The 18,543-nt window shown below is 34.3% G+C and carries 21 protein-coding genes; 6 read left to right on the top strand and 15 right to left on the bottom strand.

Going from position 1 to position 18,543, the window contains the following annotated elements; translation table 11 throughout:
- Positions 1-9: 9 nt before the first annotated feature.
- Genes MKX72_RS07410 through MKX72_RS07400 form a run of 3 tightly spaced genes read left to right on the top strand, consistent with a single transcriptional unit; the run spans position 10 to position 3,021 of the window.
- Positions 10-1,257 (top strand): ABC transporter substrate-binding protein, encoded by a 1,248-nt coding sequence (locus MKX72_RS07410; protein ID WP_034266533.1) that lies wholly within the window; start codon positions 10-12, stop codon positions 1,255-1,257.
- On the top strand, positions 1,241-2,194 hold the full coding sequence (locus MKX72_RS07405) for a carbohydrate ABC transporter permease (RefSeq protein ID WP_028414047.1): 954 nt from the start codon (positions 1,241-1,243) through the stop codon (positions 2,192-2,194). Before MKX72_RS07410 ends, MKX72_RS07405 begins: the two co-directional genes overlap by 17 nt.
- 14 nt (positions 2,195-2,208) lie before the next feature.
- Positions 2,209-3,021 (top strand): carbohydrate ABC transporter permease, encoded by an 813-nt coding sequence (locus tag MKX72_RS07400; protein WP_033578442.1) that lies wholly within the window; start codon positions 2,209-2,211, stop codon positions 3,019-3,021.
- Between the two features lie 34 nt (positions 3,022-3,055).
- Here the strand turns inward: MKX72_RS07400 and MKX72_RS07395 are convergent, their stop codons facing one another.
- Positions 3,056-3,550: a hypothetical protein gene (locus MKX72_RS07395; protein WP_098627139.1), complete on the bottom strand. Its 495-nt coding sequence runs from the start codon at positions 3,548-3,550 to the stop codon at positions 3,056-3,058.
- Positions 3,551-3,709: 159 nt separating this feature from the next.
- Here MKX72_RS07395 and MKX72_RS07390 point away from each other — a divergent pair, with 159 nt between their 5' ends.
- Positions 3,710-3,838: a hypothetical protein gene (locus MKX72_RS07390; protein ID WP_013056148.1), complete on the top strand. Its 129-nt coding sequence runs from the start codon at positions 3,710-3,712 to the stop codon at positions 3,836-3,838.
- Between the two features lie 541 nt (positions 3,839-4,379).
- On the opposite strand, the gene MKX72_RS07385 is transcribed toward MKX72_RS07390, so the two are convergent.
- The 14 genes from MKX72_RS07385 to MKX72_RS07320 all read right to left on the bottom strand — a co-directional run bounded on the left by MKX72_RS07385 (position 4,380) and on the right by MKX72_RS07320 (position 15,967).
- A complete protein-coding gene (locus MKX72_RS07385) occupies positions 4,380-5,741 on the bottom strand; it encodes a hypothetical protein (RefSeq protein ID WP_155008256.1) in 1,362 nt (453 codons plus the stop codon).
- A gap of 18 nt (positions 5,742-5,759) precedes the next feature.
- On the bottom strand, positions 5,760-6,518 hold the full coding sequence (locus tag MKX72_RS07380; protein WP_155008257.1) for a glutathionylspermidine synthase: 759 nt from the start codon (positions 6,516-6,518) through the stop codon (positions 5,760-5,762).
- 684 nt (positions 6,519-7,202) lie between these two features.
- Entirely contained in the window at positions 7,203-8,558 is a 1,356-nt protein-coding gene (locus MKX72_RS07375) for a phage portal protein (protein ID WP_155008258.1), read from the bottom strand.
- Positions 8,559-8,629: 71 nt separating this feature from the next.
- Positions 8,630-9,262, bottom strand: coding sequence for a DUF2971 domain-containing protein (locus MKX72_RS07370; protein WP_235918766.1), 633 nt, complete (start codon positions 9,260-9,262; stop codon positions 8,630-8,632).
- 43 nt (positions 9,263-9,305) lie between these two features.
- Positions 9,306-10,892, bottom strand: coding sequence for a terminase large subunit domain-containing protein (locus MKX72_RS07365; protein WP_155008259.1), 1,587 nt, complete (start codon positions 10,890-10,892; stop codon positions 9,306-9,308).
- Positions 10,893-10,895: 3 nt separating this feature from the next.
- Positions 10,896-11,279: a hypothetical protein gene (locus tag MKX72_RS07360; protein WP_155008260.1), complete on the bottom strand. Its 384-nt coding sequence runs from the start codon at positions 11,277-11,279 to the stop codon at positions 10,896-10,898.
- A 16-nt stretch (positions 11,280-11,295) separates the two neighbouring features.
- Positions 11,296-12,399 (bottom strand): hypothetical protein, encoded by a 1,104-nt coding sequence (locus MKX72_RS07355; RefSeq protein ID WP_155008261.1) that lies wholly within the window; start codon positions 12,397-12,399, stop codon positions 11,296-11,298.
- 71 nt (positions 12,400-12,470) lie between these two features.
- Positions 12,471-12,665, bottom strand: coding sequence for a hypothetical protein (locus MKX72_RS07350; RefSeq protein WP_155008262.1), 195 nt, complete (start codon positions 12,663-12,665; stop codon positions 12,471-12,473).
- A gap of 40 nt (positions 12,666-12,705) precedes the next feature.
- A complete protein-coding gene (locus tag MKX72_RS07345) occupies positions 12,706-13,527 on the bottom strand; it encodes a hypothetical protein (protein ID WP_155008263.1) in 822 nt (273 codons plus the stop codon).
- A gap of 205 nt (positions 13,528-13,732) precedes the next feature.
- The gene (locus tag MKX72_RS07340) at positions 13,733-13,906 is read right to left on the bottom strand and encodes a helix-turn-helix domain-containing protein (protein WP_155008264.1); all 174 of its coding nucleotides are present in this window, start codon (positions 13,904-13,906) and stop codon (positions 13,733-13,735) included.
- Positions 13,907-13,997: 91 nt separating this feature from the next.
- Positions 13,998-14,876: an SU10 major capsid protein gene (locus MKX72_RS07335; protein ID WP_155008265.1), complete on the bottom strand. Its 879-nt coding sequence runs from the start codon at positions 14,874-14,876 to the stop codon at positions 13,998-14,000.
- A 20-nt stretch (positions 14,877-14,896) separates the two neighbouring features.
- On the bottom strand, positions 14,897-15,367 hold the full coding sequence (locus MKX72_RS07330; RefSeq protein WP_155008266.1) for a xanthine phosphoribosyltransferase: 471 nt from the start codon (positions 15,365-15,367) through the stop codon (positions 14,897-14,899).
- 21 nt (positions 15,368-15,388) lie between these two features.
- Complete coding sequence (locus tag MKX72_RS07325) at positions 15,389-15,643, bottom strand: BhlA/UviB family holin-like peptide (RefSeq protein ID WP_235918767.1); 255 nt, start codon at positions 15,641-15,643, stop codon at positions 15,389-15,391.
- 78 nt (positions 15,644-15,721) lie between these two features.
- On the bottom strand, positions 15,722-15,967 hold the full coding sequence (locus MKX72_RS07320; RefSeq protein WP_155008267.1) for a hypothetical protein: 246 nt from the start codon (positions 15,965-15,967) through the stop codon (positions 15,722-15,724).
- A 976-nt stretch (positions 15,968-16,943) separates the two neighbouring features.
- Between MKX72_RS07320 and MKX72_RS07315 the strand changes: the two genes are divergently transcribed.
- On the top strand, positions 16,944-17,786 hold the full coding sequence (locus tag MKX72_RS07315) for a hypothetical protein (RefSeq protein WP_155008268.1): 843 nt from the start codon (positions 16,944-16,946) through the stop codon (positions 17,784-17,786).
- Positions 17,787-17,966: 180 nt separating this feature from the next.
- Positions 17,967-18,140 (top strand): hypothetical protein, encoded by a 174-nt coding sequence (locus MKX72_RS07310; RefSeq protein ID WP_186808528.1) that lies wholly within the window; start codon positions 17,967-17,969, stop codon positions 18,138-18,140.
- The last annotated feature ends 403 nt before the right edge of the window (positions 18,141-18,543 follow it).

Genomic DNA, 18,543 nt, shown 5'->3' with positions numbered 1-18,543 from the left:
GGAACTAAAATGAAAAAATTATTAATTCTGTTAGCAATGCTCACCGTGATCATCGCCGGCTGCGGCAAAAACAGTTCAACAAGCGGCGACAGCAGCGATTCTTCAAAAAAAGTAACCATTAACTTTACGCATTGGAGAGGAGAAGATACGAAAGCCTTTGATTCTATCATTGAGCAATTTGAAAAGAAAAACCCAAATATTCATGTAGAGATGACCGTCTTTCCTTCGGATTCATATCAATCACAAATTCAAGGATCTCTACTATCTGGAGAAGGCATCGATGTATTTGCTAGTTTTCCAGGAAGTCAATTTGAAACGATTCGCAAAGCAAACGGTTTTGCAAAGCTGGACGACCAAAACTTACTCAGCAAATTTGACGAAAAGCTAATCCAAGCGGGTAAAGCGGATAATACGCAATATGCTCTTCCTTATCAGCTAGTCTATAACATCCCTGTCTATAACAAAGGCATTTTTGAAAAACTAAATTTAGATGTTCCTAAAGACTGGAATAGCTTTTTAAAAACAGCTGAAACATTAAAGAAAAATGGTTACACGCCGATTTTATTTTCAGGAGACGTAAGTCCTTCTCAATTTATTAACCCAATGATTATGAATAACGAACCTACAAATAACGCCCTTCACGAAGTAGAAACGGGCAAGCGCAAGCTAACTGATGAATGGTTTATCAAAACCCTATCTCAAATTAAAGAATTAAATGATAAAGGTTACTTCCAAAAAGATGCTCTTGGTACGAAAAAAGAAAGTGCTGCAGCACTTTTCGCTCAGGAAAAAGGCGCAATGCTTGCTCAAGGTTCTTATATGATGGCTACAGTCAAACAGCAAAACCCAAAGATTGATCAAGGTTTGCTTGCACCGATTACAGTGGATCAAGATAAAGCCAAATACGAAGGTGTTCATACCACAACATTCTTATTAGGTGTTGCTGAAAAATCAAAACACAAAGAAGCTGCTAAGAAATTTTTAACTTTCCTTGCAGATCCAAAGATTTCTTCTGAGTATGCAAATGCTACTGGCCAGTTATTAACGGTCAAAGACGTGAAATATGATTCACCTGAACTCAAAGAAAGCGCAAAGTGGAAAGACAAAAAAACGGTCTTCCAACCTCGATTTACCATTTTAAATGAGCGCGTATCAAAAGCTGTTGAAACATCTGTACAGGACGTACTATCCGGTATGTCAGCGAAAAAAGCTGCTGAAAAAGCACAAGGAGAGGTAGAACGTGTCGCTAAAAACTAATACGTCTATTCAAGAGGAAGAAAAGAGAACCCCTTCGTTCTCTTTTCCTCTCTTTTCATTTAAAAATATCTCTAAAAGCAGGCATCTATGGTTGTTTTTGCTTCCTGGTTTTGTCATATATACGGTTTTCTTTGCATTGCCAACGCTTTCTGCTTTATTTTTAAGTACAACTGATTGGAATGGATTGTCTTCTCAGTTCTCATTTGTAGGTTTTCAAAACTTCAAAGAAATTTTAACAAACGATGCTATTTTTACACAGTCTCTTACAAACAACTTAAAGTTCACAATTGGCGTGCTGATCTTTCAAACGTTATTGAGCTTGGGATTTGCACTTTTACTTTATAGAAATTCTGCATGGAATACATTTTATCGCTCACTCTTTTTTGTACCGACGATTATTTCATCCGTGTCGATTGCGTTCACGTGGAACTTTATGTATGACCCCAACATTGGAGGAGTTAACCTATTTTTAAGTAAAATAGGCCTTGAGCATTGGACACAGTCTTGGATCGGAAATGGACATATCGCCATTTACAGCTTGGCTTTTGTACAATTTTGGGCACATACTGGTCAAATGCTTATTATTTTTGTAGCTGGAATTCAAGCTATTCCCAGTGAGTTATATGAAGCTGCTAGTATTGATGGAGCAACACGATGGCAAAAATTCAAGCGCATTACGTGGCCTCTTTTAGCTCCAGCTACGACAATGGTTGTGGCTTATACGACCATACAAAGTTTTAAAGCATTTGATTTAATCATTGCAATGACAAATGGAGGTCCCTCCAACTCAACTGAAATTCTTTCGACACTTCTTTATCACGAAGCTTTTATTAATTTTCGTTTTGGCTATGCCTCTGCCATTTCCGTTGTATTTATGATTGTGATTGCTCTTTTAACGTTTCTTCAATTTCGCGTACTTCGCCTGACCAAAATGTAAAAGGAGATTCTTTTATGAAACAAAATCCATTCAGACATCTGATTTTAGGGATATACGGTTTAATCATTCTGTTGCCCTTAAGCTTGGTTTTATTAACAACCTTTAAAACAACACCTGAACTTTACAGCAACCCAATTGGATTACCAGCAGGCTGGAATATTGAAAATTATAAACAGCTGCTCGTCAATGAACCCATCTTTGGCTATATTAAAAACAGCGTGATTGTTACCGTCTTTAGCACGTTTTTTATTCTATGGTTTTCAAGCATGATTGCTTACGCTATTATTCAGCTACCTCAAAAGCTTGGATGGATTGTATACGGCTTTTTTGTTTGCGGAATGATTGTCCCTACTCAAGTCAATATGATTCCTGTCTTTTTGCTGATGAATAAGCTTGGACTGGTCAATACGCTAACAGGGGTCATTATCGTCTCCATAAGTTTTTTGCTTCCTATCGGTGTGTTTATTATAACGGGGTTTATGAAAACTTTGCCAAAGGAACTATTCGAAGCCGCTCGCATGGACGGGGCGTCAGAGTGGAAAATATATTCAAAAATCGCTCTTCGACTCTCCATACCTTCAATGGCTACAGTAGGAATTTTTTCGTTTGTGATCGTGTGGAATGATCTTTTATTCCCTTTGCTATTGTTAAAATCTAAAGAAGTAAAAACGCTGCCTATTGCATTATTGGACTTTCAAGGGGAATTTCTAACCAATTACCCTATGCTGTTTTCAGCAGTCGTTCTTTCTTCTATTCCATTATTGATTGCGTACGTGTTTTTGCAAAAGCATTTCATTTCAGGAATGACCTCTGGGGCATTAAAATAGCAGGCAAGAAAATCACGCTTCCCTGCCTGCCCCTTTATTCTATAGGATTATTTTTTAAAGCACGCTGAGGTTTCGGTTTCTCTACTATTAGGTGTTGGTAAACGTACATTAAAGCAGCTTTTAACAGAAAGATACCTAGCAAATGGTACTCTTTAAATGTGCCTACCCTAAAAAGCTTTGCACGGTTCATAGCTCGTTGAAAAGGATAAACAAAAAATGTATCTACGATTGCATTTAATAACATATACCTTCCAAAATGGCCATATGTGAACTTTTTAATCCATAAAGAACCTGCTAAAAATGGACCTAAGAGTAAAGCAGCTTCACCTGTTAAATATGGATGAGGAGGATTAGGGAATATCCACCACTTCTTTTTTTCAGCAATATAGCTTTCAACCATAATTAAAAAGGAAATAAACATAGTAGATGATAAATAGCGCTTAATATGCTGTCGTCCTATAAAAGGGATGGTTAACCATGAAAGAAGCATCATCCCGCCAAAAACCCGTGCTGATCGATTTTTTCTCATTTTATCACCTCTTAGGTTTTAGTATGAGATTTCCCTTTCGTAAATATGTTAGAAATAAGCTAATCATTTCTCGTTTTAAGCCTGCTATTGAAAAGAAATGAATACATATATTGCCCTGCTACTCGCCCATACTATAAAAAAACATAATGGGGTGAGTACATGCATGATTATTATGACGGACTATATAAATACCTGCTTAATGCTACGTTTTGGTTTATTTTATTAATTGTCGTGCTCGGGATAGGCATGTTTGGAATGCTAGCTTATCGCGGTTTAAAAAAGAAATAAATACAAAAAGCCAAGCTGTTTTTACACCGCTTGGCTTTTTGTATTTATTGATCGTTGCGTGGAGGACGAGGTCCCCAGTACTGATAGTAGTCTGTTTTAATAAATCCGTTAAATAATTTGCGTTTTTTCGTCGCTTTTTTAAGGATTTATGAGAAAAAATAATTTGTAACCCATGTTACTTTCCGAATAATTTCTTTCATTATAATATGGACATTTTAGGAAGTAAAGAGGCCGGCTTAAAAATCACGATTTTTTATAATTCCAACGTTCATTATTTGTAGACGTAGGTGTCCCATAAAATCATAAATTTCCGATTTCTTATATAGAAATCTTTCTTTAAGGTTGTTAGATGGATGATGATTGCTGTCTAAGCGTGTAAATGCCCCCATTTAATTAACTAATTTACAGGGTTAGAGAGGTTCTAAGCCCTTGAAATCACTAATGTCCTCTCAAATCCTAATTTTCCGACTTCTATTAATAGAAAAACTCACACAGGTCGCAGAAATAAAAAGAGAGCCGACTAAAAGTCGACCCTATTTTTTTACCAAGGGGACCATACACCTGTGTCTGGTAACGCTGTTAAAGTATCTCCTTCAAAGCGTTGGGGTTGCATGTAAACTCCATTATTGAAGATTGATTGAACAGTTATAAACCAACCATTCTCACCAGACCATCCTGTTTTAATGTCACATTGCTCTGTTGAAACAACCCAATAATCTCTAAGAGTATCTCCACCCCATAATAATGAAGTGTAAACTTCTACACGATAACCTGTTAGAGTATATCCTTCGAATTTACTTGCATCCTTTTCTTTTTCCCAGACAAGCGTTCCATATGAATTAGTGTCATCGTATGATGTTAAAGTTACATCTGTAATTTCTGTATCTGGTGTAACAATTGGAGTGTTACCATCTTCAACATTTGCTGTTGTTGAGACAGGCAGGATTGTGTTATTATTGCCGAAAATAGAATATACCTCAACTATGTAAGAGCCAATCGCAAGATTGCCGAATGTTACTGTTAAAGTGTCTTTATCAACGATATTCACTGCAACTTCATCACCATCTGATAGAAGATGGATTCTGTACCCATTGAAGTTAGCGTATGTTTGCTTATTCGCTTCTGGTGTCCATGTGGCTATAACTGTTCCTGCTGTTTCAGATGACTGAGCAGTAGATGTTGCAGATGCGGTTAATGAGGTTTGATAGTTGTCTGGTACGATTGGAAGATTTGATACGCCTTCACGCTCATAGAATGATAAATCGTAGTTATCAGCCCAATCAGCAGGTTTACCCTCACCCCAATAAATATTGTTTGCATAGTCAGTAGAAGATTTTCTTGTACCCATACGGCAGGTAATATCAAGGTATCCTTTCTTCGCATACGATACACCCACGATATCATAGTTATGCTCACCAATAACGATTTGACCATTTGGAATGCCAACTAAGCCATTAATTTTACGAGTAGATGTTGTATCTTTTACAAATACGTGAATTTCTGAATCAACTAATGTCATCATTTCATCGGTTCTTAACGTATAGTCAGAAGTTCGTTGGATGACAGCAGGTACTTTCAGTAGATATTTACTTGTTACATCAGTGTAAAAGAGATTAAATAATACATCGTGTTCTGCTTGTCGCATGATACCCTTGAAGGATTTAGCACGTGGAACAGTTACTTGATTCCAAATCATCCAATACATGTCTTGATAATAGACATAATCGCCACGTTGAGTTTTAAAGTCAGTAGAGATATATTTATCGTTAAATTCTTTTACGCTTTGTGGATGAGAAATTAGGGCATATTTTTTATTGCCATTAACGTAGATTTCAGAACCATTGATTTGCAACATGTTTTTGAAATCCTCTGTGTTTGTTTTAAAAACATTAAACATTTCCATTCTTGTTTGTCTCCTTTCTTATTGAAATAGGTTGAAGAAGTTCGAAGGTTTACTGTCTGTTGACGGCATTTGACGAACTTTTATTTCTAATTGGTTAATGCGATTTTGTAAATGCTTCGCAAAATCAGTGATAGTCATATCATCCTGTCTATAGTTCTTCATTAGGTGTGGCTGATTTGCTAAAGAATTTAAAACTGATAAAGCAGAAGCATAGATTGCTTTTTTATTTGCAGTAGACGAAGCATTATATAATTGGTCTGCGTCTAATCCTTCTTCCTCTAAATAGATTGCTAGTTCTAGTTCTGGAATATCCAGACCTGCGATTTCCATTTTTAATCTTTCGATATTATTCATAAAAAGATTCTCCTTTATAATTGGTTGGTTATATATTAAACATTCATGTGAGTTGCAAACTAATTTGTTGATGTACTCTTGAATGTGAGTAGGCATATCATATGGTTGGTTATTGTAGAGCCAAAATCCTTCATAAGTAAAAATGAAGTAATGACCTTCCCAAGTGATATTGTCCACCAAAAAGAAACCATGTAGCACTCTTCCACTTGTATCTTCTTCATCATAAAATTCCAGAGTATGAGTATAGTCGTTCGCTTTGAGTGACTGATACAAGTAATGAGCAATGTACGGATAGATTGCTTCATATTGTTCTGTAGTCATCAATGGAGTGATGGACTTGATTTTATTTAAGAGTGGAAACGATGAGCGAATTTTCTCTTCTAAATAAGAGATAGATTGTCTCATCATTTGTGGAATGTACATTTTGATTTCTCCTTTCGGTGGGCTTAAAAATTTTCGTGCGTGTGTTGGGAGGTTGGCTGTAGGGAGTTTTTTGAGATATGGGGTAACGTCTTTTTGCTCTTTATAGACAGCATTTTATATATTGTTCTAAACGTTTTTAGGCACACAAAAAGAGCCATGAATCAAAAGCAACAAAATATCATTGCATTTTGATTTGGCTCTTAAACTATGCCTATAAGGTACATTATATGGTACTTTTATTCTTCATCCAAAAATCGCATGTTTATACGGTGTTTATACAGCCCAAAAATACGAACTTATGTACTGACAAGACACTCAGTTTACATAACATATATTCTCGGAAGCAATTTTTCCTCACATTATCCCCTTGTTGATGGGAGATAAAACAAAAATTTTATTCAGTTATCAGTGTTTTGGAATTTGAAATTGAATGGTGTATGAGGACTTTCAGTTTACCATGAATATACATTGTTGTCAATCTAACGAGCGAAGGAGGTTCGCCAGAACCCTTGTCCTTTTTTGCTTGGTTTTCTTTATATTTTATGGCATTTTTCCACGTGCGCACACGTACATGTACTTAACAGTGTGTCACCTGTAGTATATACCTAAACCCACAAAGCCCTGTTATATCAAGGTTTCCATGAAACTATACAGGTATTTCGCACCCTGTTTACCGCATATGTATTACTCTTGCTCTTTACCTGTACTTTCATTGTCTTCTACGTTCTCATTACTTGTTTCTGTGACTGCCTTAGTTGCATCATTCTTGATACGTTCTAACTCTTGATGAGTATTAGTTATATAAGGAGCAATATCAAGCAATGATTCTAAACTAATCGCACCAACTTGATATAACTTAACAACGTTATCAATAACATTAGTTTCATCAACAGGTCTTGAATAATGGAACACCATATCTAATGAATCAATAGTATCCTCATCATATGATTTACCTAATGTCTCTAACAATTGTACAACCTTCTCATTACGTTGTTCTAATCCTTCTCTTAGATACTTCTCATTAATCCCTGCTTTCATATCAGCCAATTGATATAGCATCTGCATAGATGTTTCAGATAGGTTAGATACATCGGTACTGTTCAATGATACAGCGGGAATAGAAGCAATGTTGATTAACTCTTGTTTTAACGTGTCATAGATTACTTGAAATGCTTGATGATTAATCTGATTGCTTACCATTTTAAAGTCAGCATTATCATCTAATGTAATACCACCACCAACAATATGGGGGCTTAACCCTTCACCTTTTAATTGTTGCCCAATAACTACAGGTATTGGATTATGGAACTTATAGAAAGAATCACTAAACTTACTTAATAAATCCTCCATTGCATCAATGATGTTAATGAAGTCATCAAGGTCACTCTTACCAAAAGCATTATCTAATTCACTATCACTCTTATAATGGATAGGTAGACCACTAACATTATTATGACTTTCGATAACCTTTACCTCTCCATCACCTACTGTCGAATACTTAATGACACTATCTTCATAATAGACAATGTACCAATCAGCATCTAACGATGTGTAGTATTCAACGAACGCAATCATTTTAATCTCATCGTCATAGATAGGATAAGCACATTCAGAAGGAATTAACTTACTGCAAATGTTACCTTTCTCATTAACATAGACATACTCATAAGCGTTACCGTATTTAACTAATGAGTTAAGCACATCAAAGTCAAACTTATCATACTTACCTTTTTTATAAACCTTTTTAATATCAGCAACAATGCTCTCGTCACCTGTAATTGTTAATGGCTTTTTAAGTAAGTATGTTGTTTCAAGATTTACAATCTGTTTTGCATATTGAAGAACAACCTTCCTTTGTTCATATGGTTTACCATTGTAATTCTCTACTACACGATTAGATATAGCATGTTTGCCATCTAGATATTTTTTCTTTTCAATCACATCTAAAACACGTTTTTGATTCGTGTAGTGCGATACCTCATCCACAAACCACAATTGATTTCCGTTGTGAACGATTTTGATATACTCTTGTATATTCATATTTACTTCCTCTTTCTTTGTATAAATTAAAAAACACCTCATTATTGAGGTGTTTTTCATATTCTATTCAATTATTCGAGAACAGATTGTAAAACTATAATGCCTTTTATTGAAGACAAGATTTCTTCCCCTGCATATTCAATAAAGTATCTGTAATAGTCGTGGTTAATTAAAAGGGCATATGCTTCTGTAATATCAAAAGTAAAATCCCCTTTTACCCTCCATTCTCTTTCATGTGTCCAATCGATAATTTTATCTTGATTTTCAAGGTTAAAGTTTACGATTCTCCACCATTCATCTTTAGGCAACATTTGCTTGGCTATTTCTGTTTTCTCATAGAATACAGGTCTGCCACCATGATTGAATACATAATCCTTTCTAAATGAAAGACCAACAGCATGATACCTTGATTTCCCACCTAGTTCTGCTCTGTTTAGTTGCTCATGATACACGTTTTGACAGACCCCATACAAAGGTGCTTCCTGAAAGCACACAGCAGGATTTCCACCACTAATAAAACCTTTGTCAGTGGTACTTCCTATGATTCTTCCTTCGCTTAGTATTTTTATTAGGTTATTCACATCGCCAAATGGTACATCACTTTTTGTTAAATGGGTTAAATGCGCTGTTATATCACTTCGCCCTTTAAATCTTTTTCTCCATTTTTCTATGTTATAACCTGTATTGATTGTTAATTTAGCCAACCTCTACCACCCCTTATAGAGGTATTTTATCACAGAAAATTACCTAAACATACCATTTGTTTTGTTTTATACCTTGAATTGCAAGAGCCAAAGCGATAACGTTATCATCATGGTTACCTTCACCTTTTTTATTTCCTGTCTTGCCTTCTGTTTCAACAAAAATTTGCATTTCTTCTAATGTTTCTCTGCAATTGACTAGGATTGCTTCTAATTCGAATTGTTCTTTTAAATCAGTAATCATGATGCTTTTAGTTACTTGATTTGTTTGAAAACCCAGCATCATCATCTTTTTACCTTGCTGTTGATTAAAGACCTTATGTTTGTAAAGGTTCATATACTCATACTTTTTACGCAAACGCTCTAGAATCGGTGTGCCGAATGAGTTACGCTCTACGGTTAAGAAAGCATAGTTGTACCATTTGCCAATGTCATTAATAACACTGGCAAACTCATATACAGGAATTTTATTGTTATAGAAACTTAAAACCTGCTCTCCTTCTGCGTCTAATATTGAAATAGTGGAGTAGTCACCGCCAGAACCAGAAGCAGTATCAACACCTGCATAATACTTCATGCCTTCTTTTGGCACTTGATAAATCATAAGTGATTTACCAACATATTTTGCAATGCTGTCTGGAACACTCATTTTGATTTCTGCATATGTTTTTGGCTCACTCACGTATCTTAAACGTTCGATAATTTTCGATTGGTCAAATACGCTCAAACCACTAGAAATAAATGATTCCATTGGAGTAGCAGGAAACTCTTGATAAAATTGCTGAATGCTCATATCTAACAGTTTCCATCTACGCCACATTAACTGTTTAAGTGTTGCACCTACATTATGTAAAACAATTTCTTCTGGCTCTAAATCCTCTTTATTAAGGCGTTTTTTATGTGTTGTTTTATACCAAGTTTCTGCTTCATCATAATCCTCTTTAAACTGTTTTGCATAAGAAGACGAATAAAAAGGGAAGAAGAAAGGTTTATATCTTGATTGACCTTTTTCATATCCTTTCCACGCATTCATAAACAAACGTTGATAGTGGTTGAAGCCGTTTGAAGTTGTTTCAATAACTATCTTTGATGCCTTAGATTTTGCTAGTGCCTGTTCAGCCGACAAAAGGATTTTGTCTTGATTCTCATAGAATGCAAACTCTGAAAGCAATATGTACTCGAATGTGGAGCCACGCCCAACGTCTTTACCTCCTGCCGTAGCAAGGGTAATAGATGACCCATTATTTAGTTTTAATTTACGTCTGTTGTTTTCTACATCTTTTGGAAATGGAAATTTATCTTTCGGTAAACTGTCATACATGTCTTTGAGTTTTTCGAAGAGTAGTGTTGAGGATTCTTCCTTATAGGAAACAATCATGTAGTTTGTTCGAGGTCTTGTACATGCCATCCATAAACATAAACCTAAAGACAGAGTAGAAAAACCAATCTGTCTTGCCTTTGAAATTACGTTAAAACGCACCATTCCATCTATAAACTGTTTCTGTTGGTCATTGACCATAAATGGAACGTATTCACCTGTATTTGTTGTAATTTTGACGAAGTTTTGTAGCCACAACACAGGGTCTTGCTTGATTAACTCTAATTTTTCTTTCGTTGTTAACTTCTTGCTCATTTATTACACCGACAATCCATCATCATCTTCTTCTGCATCTTGTACAGTAGAAAACCCTTTAATCATTGCGTTAATTTCTTTATTCAGTTTTAAAAGCGTTGCGATTGCTTTATCGTCACCTTCAAGTGCCTTTACTTCAACCACTTTATAAATGTTATGTAAAGTATCAATCTGCTTTGATTGCAGGTAAAGAGCAACAAGATTTGCGTATTCTAGCGACTTCTCCCACTCTTGAAAACCATTCATCGTTTTACGATTCACAGAAGTAAGAAACTCTTGCTCTGTCTTCTGTTCTATCGTTTTATCAAATCGTGTATCTGGAAATTTGTAATGAAAGTACGCACGATTCTCCTTCGTAACTTTCTTTAATGCTTCTCTTAATGTCATTGTTCATTTACCTTTCTTAAACTATTTCTTCATCAAAGAAAGAGTAATCTTTCTTCTTTACGTTTCTGATTGCTTGATGCTTCGCCTGACGTTCTGCTTCTTCCTCATCTGATTCATAAGGGATAATGTCTGGCAATTTTGCCATAGCAATTTCAATTGCTGTTTGATGTTTTTTACGGTCTTGATATTCCTTTTCAAGTTTTTCTTTTAACCATGTTTGACCTTTCTTTTCAAGGATTGCAAAAAGGTCATTACCTGCTTTTTTAAGATTTGGGCAAGTAGTTTCTTTCCATGCTTCGTACCCTTTCCAATCTAAAGGAGTATCTTTGTCATATAACTCTTTTATAACTTCCATATCACCCATATAACGTGGGTCTGTAACTGTGCTCGCAAACTTTTCTAAATAAGTCATGCTAGTTACTTCTTGCTTTTCTTTTTCTAGTTTGCTCTTTGTAGACATATTTTTCTTTAACTCATATGTGTTTGGCTCTTGTCTCCATTGACCATTTTCATCCTTATATTTTTCACCACGAATAATGTTAATGTTTGAATCACAATCGTTAATGATGCTTTGTGCTGTTTTATCGCTCACATTTAATACTAGTTGCCATTCTTTGAATGCAATTTTGTATCCTTCAATACCGCTTCTCCATAATACATAAGCAATAACAGTCATCTTTTGACCATCAACCTCTGCTAGATTGTAATCATCACCTTCAATTTTGGTATATCCTTTGAAGGGCAATGGCTTATCTTTCCATTTCACAGAGACATGGGTTCCTACTTTCATCATCTCTTCGACAACTGTAATTGTAAGAAGAGAATTAGTAATCTTTTTACCGTCAAATTGAATTACGATATAACCTTTCTTCTCTAATCCTTCTAATGCAGTAACTACACGCTTATTATCACGACTTGCTGTAGTTGTCTTCCATTCTAAATCTTCAAGCAACATATCTGTATATATTCTTGTAATCTGTGTATCCATTAGACCAACTTGCTTCACAAATTGAATATGTACAAAAACCATTAATTCATCTTTAGTAAGATGATATTCTGTACCTCCTGCGAAAGCCACATTTGGTAATACTGCGAAAGTTCTTCTAGTCATTTTTAACATAATAATTTATCCCCTTAATTTACTTACATGCACTCATGGTGCTTAATTTACAATTTGATTTATAAAGGGTCTTAACGTAGACCCTTGTTTTTACTTTGCTCTGTATATTCGTTTAGAGCATCCTTTAATTCTTCTGTCTTTTCAAACAACCAGAAGAGTTTATCTGTCTTGTGATGGAATGCTTTACAGATTGCTTCCATTCCTTTTTCTTCTCTTAAAAACTCACTTAAATTAGTTGAGTAGCAGAAGTAATATTCTTGTTTCATAACTTACCATCCTTTGATTTAACGTCTGTTGACAACTTTTTTACATTAATGTTAAACTTGCATAGTTTTTAGATGTGAGAGCCAATGAGAAAATATCTTTGCCGAGAATGTTCTCAACGCTCGATTTGCTGTAACTTTTGTTATTGCGTAAACTGTAATTTTTTCTTTCAAATGTTTTTCTAACTTCAAATATGTATTTTGGTAACTCAATAGCCAATCCTAAAAGTTGGCTGATACCTTCTAATTTCATTTGAGTTGTTAAAGTACCCTTATCAGTGAGTTCGATTTTCAATGAAGAATCAAACTCTTTTTTGACGTTCACGAAATCTTTTATTGTGTACTTATTTTGAATGTCAATTAACTCCTCAAATCCAAGTTTTCTCAACCATTCATTCTGTACCTTTTGAAACCCTTTATAGTGTCCAAGATAACTAGAATCAATACTTAATAGTAAAAGTTTCCCTTTGTCCGTTACTGGCATTGGTAAGTCATATAACGACCAGAGCAACAACGTTGTACTCATTGCGTACTTTTCTGTGTAATTTTCCCTGCTAATATTCTCAATCACGTTTGGATTTGCTGATAAAGAATTAACCCTATCATTCTTTGTCAATCTAACAACATGATTATCGAATGTCATTCCACTTTCTAAAGCAACGTCTACGCCAACGGCTCTGCGCTTGTCTGTTTTATCTACTGAATACAATGATTCAAAGTCATAGAAATGCGTTGTTTCCCATCCCTTAACCTGTTTTAAAATCATTGCTCCAACTAAACTATCTAAGTCATCTGATAGACAAACCGTATAGTCATTTTCTTCGAATACCCATTGTGGAAATTTGTTTTTAAATTCTTGCTTCATAAATTAGCGAAAGTTTGCACTTCGCTCTTTTGCTTGCACTAATTCATGTTTTGAAATTTATGTTCTATACATTATTCAATTGTATTTATGTATGCGTTGTTCTCCTTTTACTCACGTGCGATTGAGTAAAAGAGTTAAGTTACTACTACTTTCACATTTTTCACTCCTTTGATTTACATAAATTTTTAATTACCTGTATGATGTTTTAAAAGTTATCGATAAAATCCTTGTATTTCTCGACCTTTAATTTCTCCATTTCACAATCGCCTGTTTCGTAACGGCTGATTAATGATTGAGAGCATCCAATGTACTCTGCTATTTGTCTTAAACGAATTTTCTTCTTTCTACGTTTTAGTATGTAATGTTCTTTGATGCTCATTTTTGATACCTCCATGCAAATTTTTTAATGCTTTTTAAAATAAATAGGAGAGGGATTTTCCCTCTCCTACGTTGTTGTTATGTAGTTGTGATTACGCTTTTAAAGTGTAAACTGCTACTGCTTTTTTGCTTGCCACTTCAAGAGTTGCTTCTGCAACAACTTGACCTTTGATGTTGTCACCTGTTTTACCAAGTGCTTCAAATTGTGGTTGACGTAAGAAAGCAACATTTACTGAGTTTAAATCGAAGGCAATAACTTTGTCGGCAGGTACATGACGGTCTAAAACGAAGTTGATTTTACCGTAGTTAGTATTGATGCTTGATACAACGATACCGAAATTAGTTTCAGTATGAGTATATTGGTAAGAATCTTTGTAAAGAGCATCAATTTTTTCTTTAATGTCAGCATTTACAAGAGCATAAAACTCACCGTTTTCAATACCTTGTTCCCATAGTTTGCGAACTAGTCCTTTAATTTCTTCTTCTTTGATTTGACCAGAGGTAGCACCTGTAATTATGTTAGAAGCGTCAGCGAATTTTAAAAGACCATCCATTTTACGGATACCAGATACAGAAGCGTCATCTTTAACACCAGTGATTAGGCGTTTTTCGATTGAAACTTTAACCTCTGCAAGACGGTCACTAATTTCTGAAGCGAATAAGTCGCCAACTTTTCCAGTTGCTTGTGCTGTACCAGATACAGATGTTGCTTTTAAGAAGATTTCTAAAACGTTGTTAAGTTCAGCACGCATACCGTTAACGAAGTTTGTCGCTTCGCTACCTTCTGCAACTGTTACGTCAGCGAAATCTAAAGTTTTCTCTCTCCAAGTGTGGATTTTTCCAGTTGTGTCAATGTATTGACCTTTGCTCATTAATAGTGTCATAAATGGAGTAGCCATTGGAGCAATAACAGCGATTTCATCAGTGAGATTAATATTTTCTAAATTTGTTAATTTGTTAGTATCTAACATCTAAATTCCTCTTTCTTTTATTAAAAATTCAATTTTTCACTAATCATCGATTTAGTATCTTTGTTCTTTTTGGCTAATGAATAACCATCAACAGATTTATGATTAGTGGGTTGATAACTGTTGGATAATTTAAGTTTTCCAACAATCTCTTTTAGTTGTGTAATTTGTTTATTTAATGCGTCTGTATCATCTACACCTGCATTAATAAATTCAGAGAAGATTTCTAAACCCTCTTCTTTAAGGGTTGCGTTTACTTCTCTTTGCCAAATACTCTCTAACTTCTCTTGAATCTTAATTTCATCTTCTGTTAGTTCCTTTGGCTTATACTGACTTAACTCATCCACTTGTGCTTGCAGAGCGTCAATATCTTCTTGTTTATATAACTTCTCTTCGACTTGCTCTTGCTCGTCGATGGAAGTATCTGTGTTGCTTTCAATAATTGTTTCGTTTTCTTTAACTACTTCATGTTCTTGTAAGTTTTTTTCTTCCATTTCACTTACCTCACTTCTAAATTATTTTTTATCAACTTTTTGTTCTATATAACTCAGGCGAATGTCCATTCGTTCAATCGTGTCTGCTACCTTGTCTAGTGCTTCGCCTTGTCTCTCGATATGGTCTAACAATCGTTCTTCACGATTCTTTGCTTCTTTTCGAGTATCGAAAAATAGCCATCCAAAAAGGACGGCAAAGACACCATTATCAATTAACATTTGACCGATTGAATTTAAATCAATCGTTCCAAACGCCATCATTAAAATATCTAGCATTTTACTTCACCACCTTAACCATCTTAAACGAAACAAATAATCATTCTAAATTGTCAAGGTCTTGCTTTGTGAACCAACCTATTTTGCTTCTTTTAGATTGTTTTCTTTTTCAAATTTGTCTAGTTGCCACTCCATAAAATAGAGTAGACCATCAAGTTGTTTATATTTGATTTCCATCTCTTCTTGTCTTTTATCCATACGCTTCAAGCGTTCACTAACTCTGTTTAAAATTCGTTCACTCTCTGCTAGAACGATTTCTAACCTGTCTTGTTCTAATTCTTCTGCACCTTTAAATGCGATTTCTTCCATAGCCATGTCTTTCATTTACATCATTCCTTTAAATTAATTCATAAAAAAGAAGAGTGTCGGCTGAACACTCTTCGAGTTAGGAGGTTTATCGTAAAGATAAACTGTTAGAAGGTTACAACGGGTCACAACTTCCTTCGCAACCAAACTTTTAAATTGATATTCCATAGGAGTTAAAAATATCGTCATGCAAGTTATTGCATTAAGGGATAAAAATTTTTGATTAATTAGTCCTCTTATTATTTATCGCCCTAACTAGCATATTTATTGAACATTTTCTAAAAGAAAAAGTCCCTTCACTAATAAAGTGTATTTGAAAGCACTTTTGTATACATTTCTAAAAGAAAATATACCTCTCATTAATTATGTGTCGAACTAAACCATTTTGTACGTATTTTTTATTTGGTATTAATCTCTTCGTATATTAGTGGTTTAGCGATATATTATGTACGTATATTATTTTCTACCCCTCATAAGTTTATCGCCCTATCAAACGGGTTTTTTCCACATTTTAGTCCTACCACCATTTATCACGATAGATAGACGGTTTTGTGTCACCTTTCCTAAAATAAATAGTTCCCTCATTTATTAGTGGTTTATTAAGGCATTTTGTGTACATTTTATATTTTTAAAATATACCTTTCATTATTTATGCCCTTAACTCAGCGATTTTGTGTCACTTTTAAAAAATAATTAGCCCCTCATTAAGTATGCCATTAACTAGCATGTTTTGTACGTATTTTTCGTTTTAGGATTAACTCCTTCACTATTTATCGTCCTGTGAAAGCACTTTTGTATACATTTCTAAGAAGAAAATAACCTCTCATTAATTAGTACATTTCTAGCCACTATTACGAACATTTTACAATTGCAAACAATCCTCTCATATATAAATCCCTTAGATAAGGTATTTTTTGCACATTTTATTTTTAATTATTCCACCTAATATATTGGATAAGTATGGTAATATATTAGGTGAATAGGAGGAATAGTTTTGGATTTTAAAAATCTTAGTAAAAGAACTTATATTATTTTAGGAATCTTAACACTCTTAATACTGCTAGTAGGTGTACCTGCCTTTGTAAATTATCTAATGAGTGTTCACATTGTTAAAGTTTATGGCGATGTACCTGCTTGGATAGGGTTTCTCGGCACTTATATCGGCTCAATTTTGTCTGGTGCTATTACTTTAATAGGTGTAATATTAACCCTAAAGCATAGTGAACGACAAAGTAAAATAGCAGGAGCGTTAGCAAAAACAGAAGCAAGGCGTGATTCACTCCCTATAATGATTTCCCATGCAGAAGAAAGTTTAGATATCATAAGAGAATGTCTGCAACACATAAATGTCTTGGAAAGAATTAAAAACCATAACCCTCATGTATTTTTGTTTATACTTGATGACTGTTACAATTTCTTACAAACAGAAGAATCTAAAGAGTTCCACACGCGATTAGCCGAATCAAATAAAATTATGAGAAATCACATGCTAAAAATTGATAAAGATGCTTACCAACTCTTTAGGGACTTTGAAAATAAACTGGGTGGGTGTTACGAAGATAATATTGACCCACTACATATTAACGCTACATTTCTTCAAGTAGATTTATGGGATAAGCATCTTGAAAAAGAAGAAAACATTGGAAAGCCAAGGGATTTTGCATTATTATCAACCATATCACTAGATTCCGAAGAGATTATACGTTTAAAAAAATTAAGAGATGACATAATAAATAATGAAAGAATATATTTATACCAGTATTATGATATTTACAAAGAACTTCAAAGGAGTTTAGAAGAAATGCTTCTTCGATTTTCAGAGGAATTTTCAATGTAATACTCCAAGTTCAATCTATAATGTAATGCAACGTGTTTACTTAGAAGCGAAATTTTATCCGAAATAGAGCGTTCTCCTATATTAAGGTTCGGTCAAATATAATTGCAATTAAAGATGTCTAAAAATCATGATTAAACCTATACTAAGTATAATTGACCCAATTTTAAAAGGAGATTACATATGGCTTATTCGGAAGCAGACAAAATGTTACTAGCATCATTTATAATGATGGATGTATCAGCGTTGCAAGCAGAAAATGATATGTGTAAATCAGAAGGGAAATCCCCTAAATATGGTGAAAAAGATTTCTTTGATGCTGTTCGTTATGCTGAAAAAAGATTAAGGGAATATTAAAGAAAAAACAAATAATTTCCATATTTAGTAATCTTATTTACTTCACACCGAAGATTTTCTATCAATGTTAGGTTTTCGGAGAAGATACAAAATAAGAAGTGATATAATGCCAGTTGGTTTTAAGAAAAAGAGCAATTTAAATGCTCTTTTTTTTATTTTAAAATGTCTTTTAAACACTTATTAAACTTATTGTTTGTTTAGGAAGACCCCATGTTAATCACTTTAAATATGTTTTAAACTATCTCAAAACTTTTATTTTGTAATAAGCGATTTGGGGTTCACCCCAAATGGAGCGAAGCGACTTCCCTAGAGCGTAAGCGAACAAGATAGAAGGAGCGTGAGCGACTTAGTTTCCTTTATCTATTTTATTCGTTTCACTTTTATTCTTCTATACTTAGTAATT

It is taken from the genome of Priestia sp. FSL R5-0597, assembly GCF_038006305.1.
In the GTDB taxonomy this organism is placed as follows: Bacteria; Bacillota; Bacilli; order Bacillales; family Bacillaceae_H; genus Priestia; species Priestia zanthoxyli.
The sequence above is the reverse complement of the archived record's forward strand: the minus strand, read 5'-3'. Positions and strand labels throughout refer to the sequence as shown.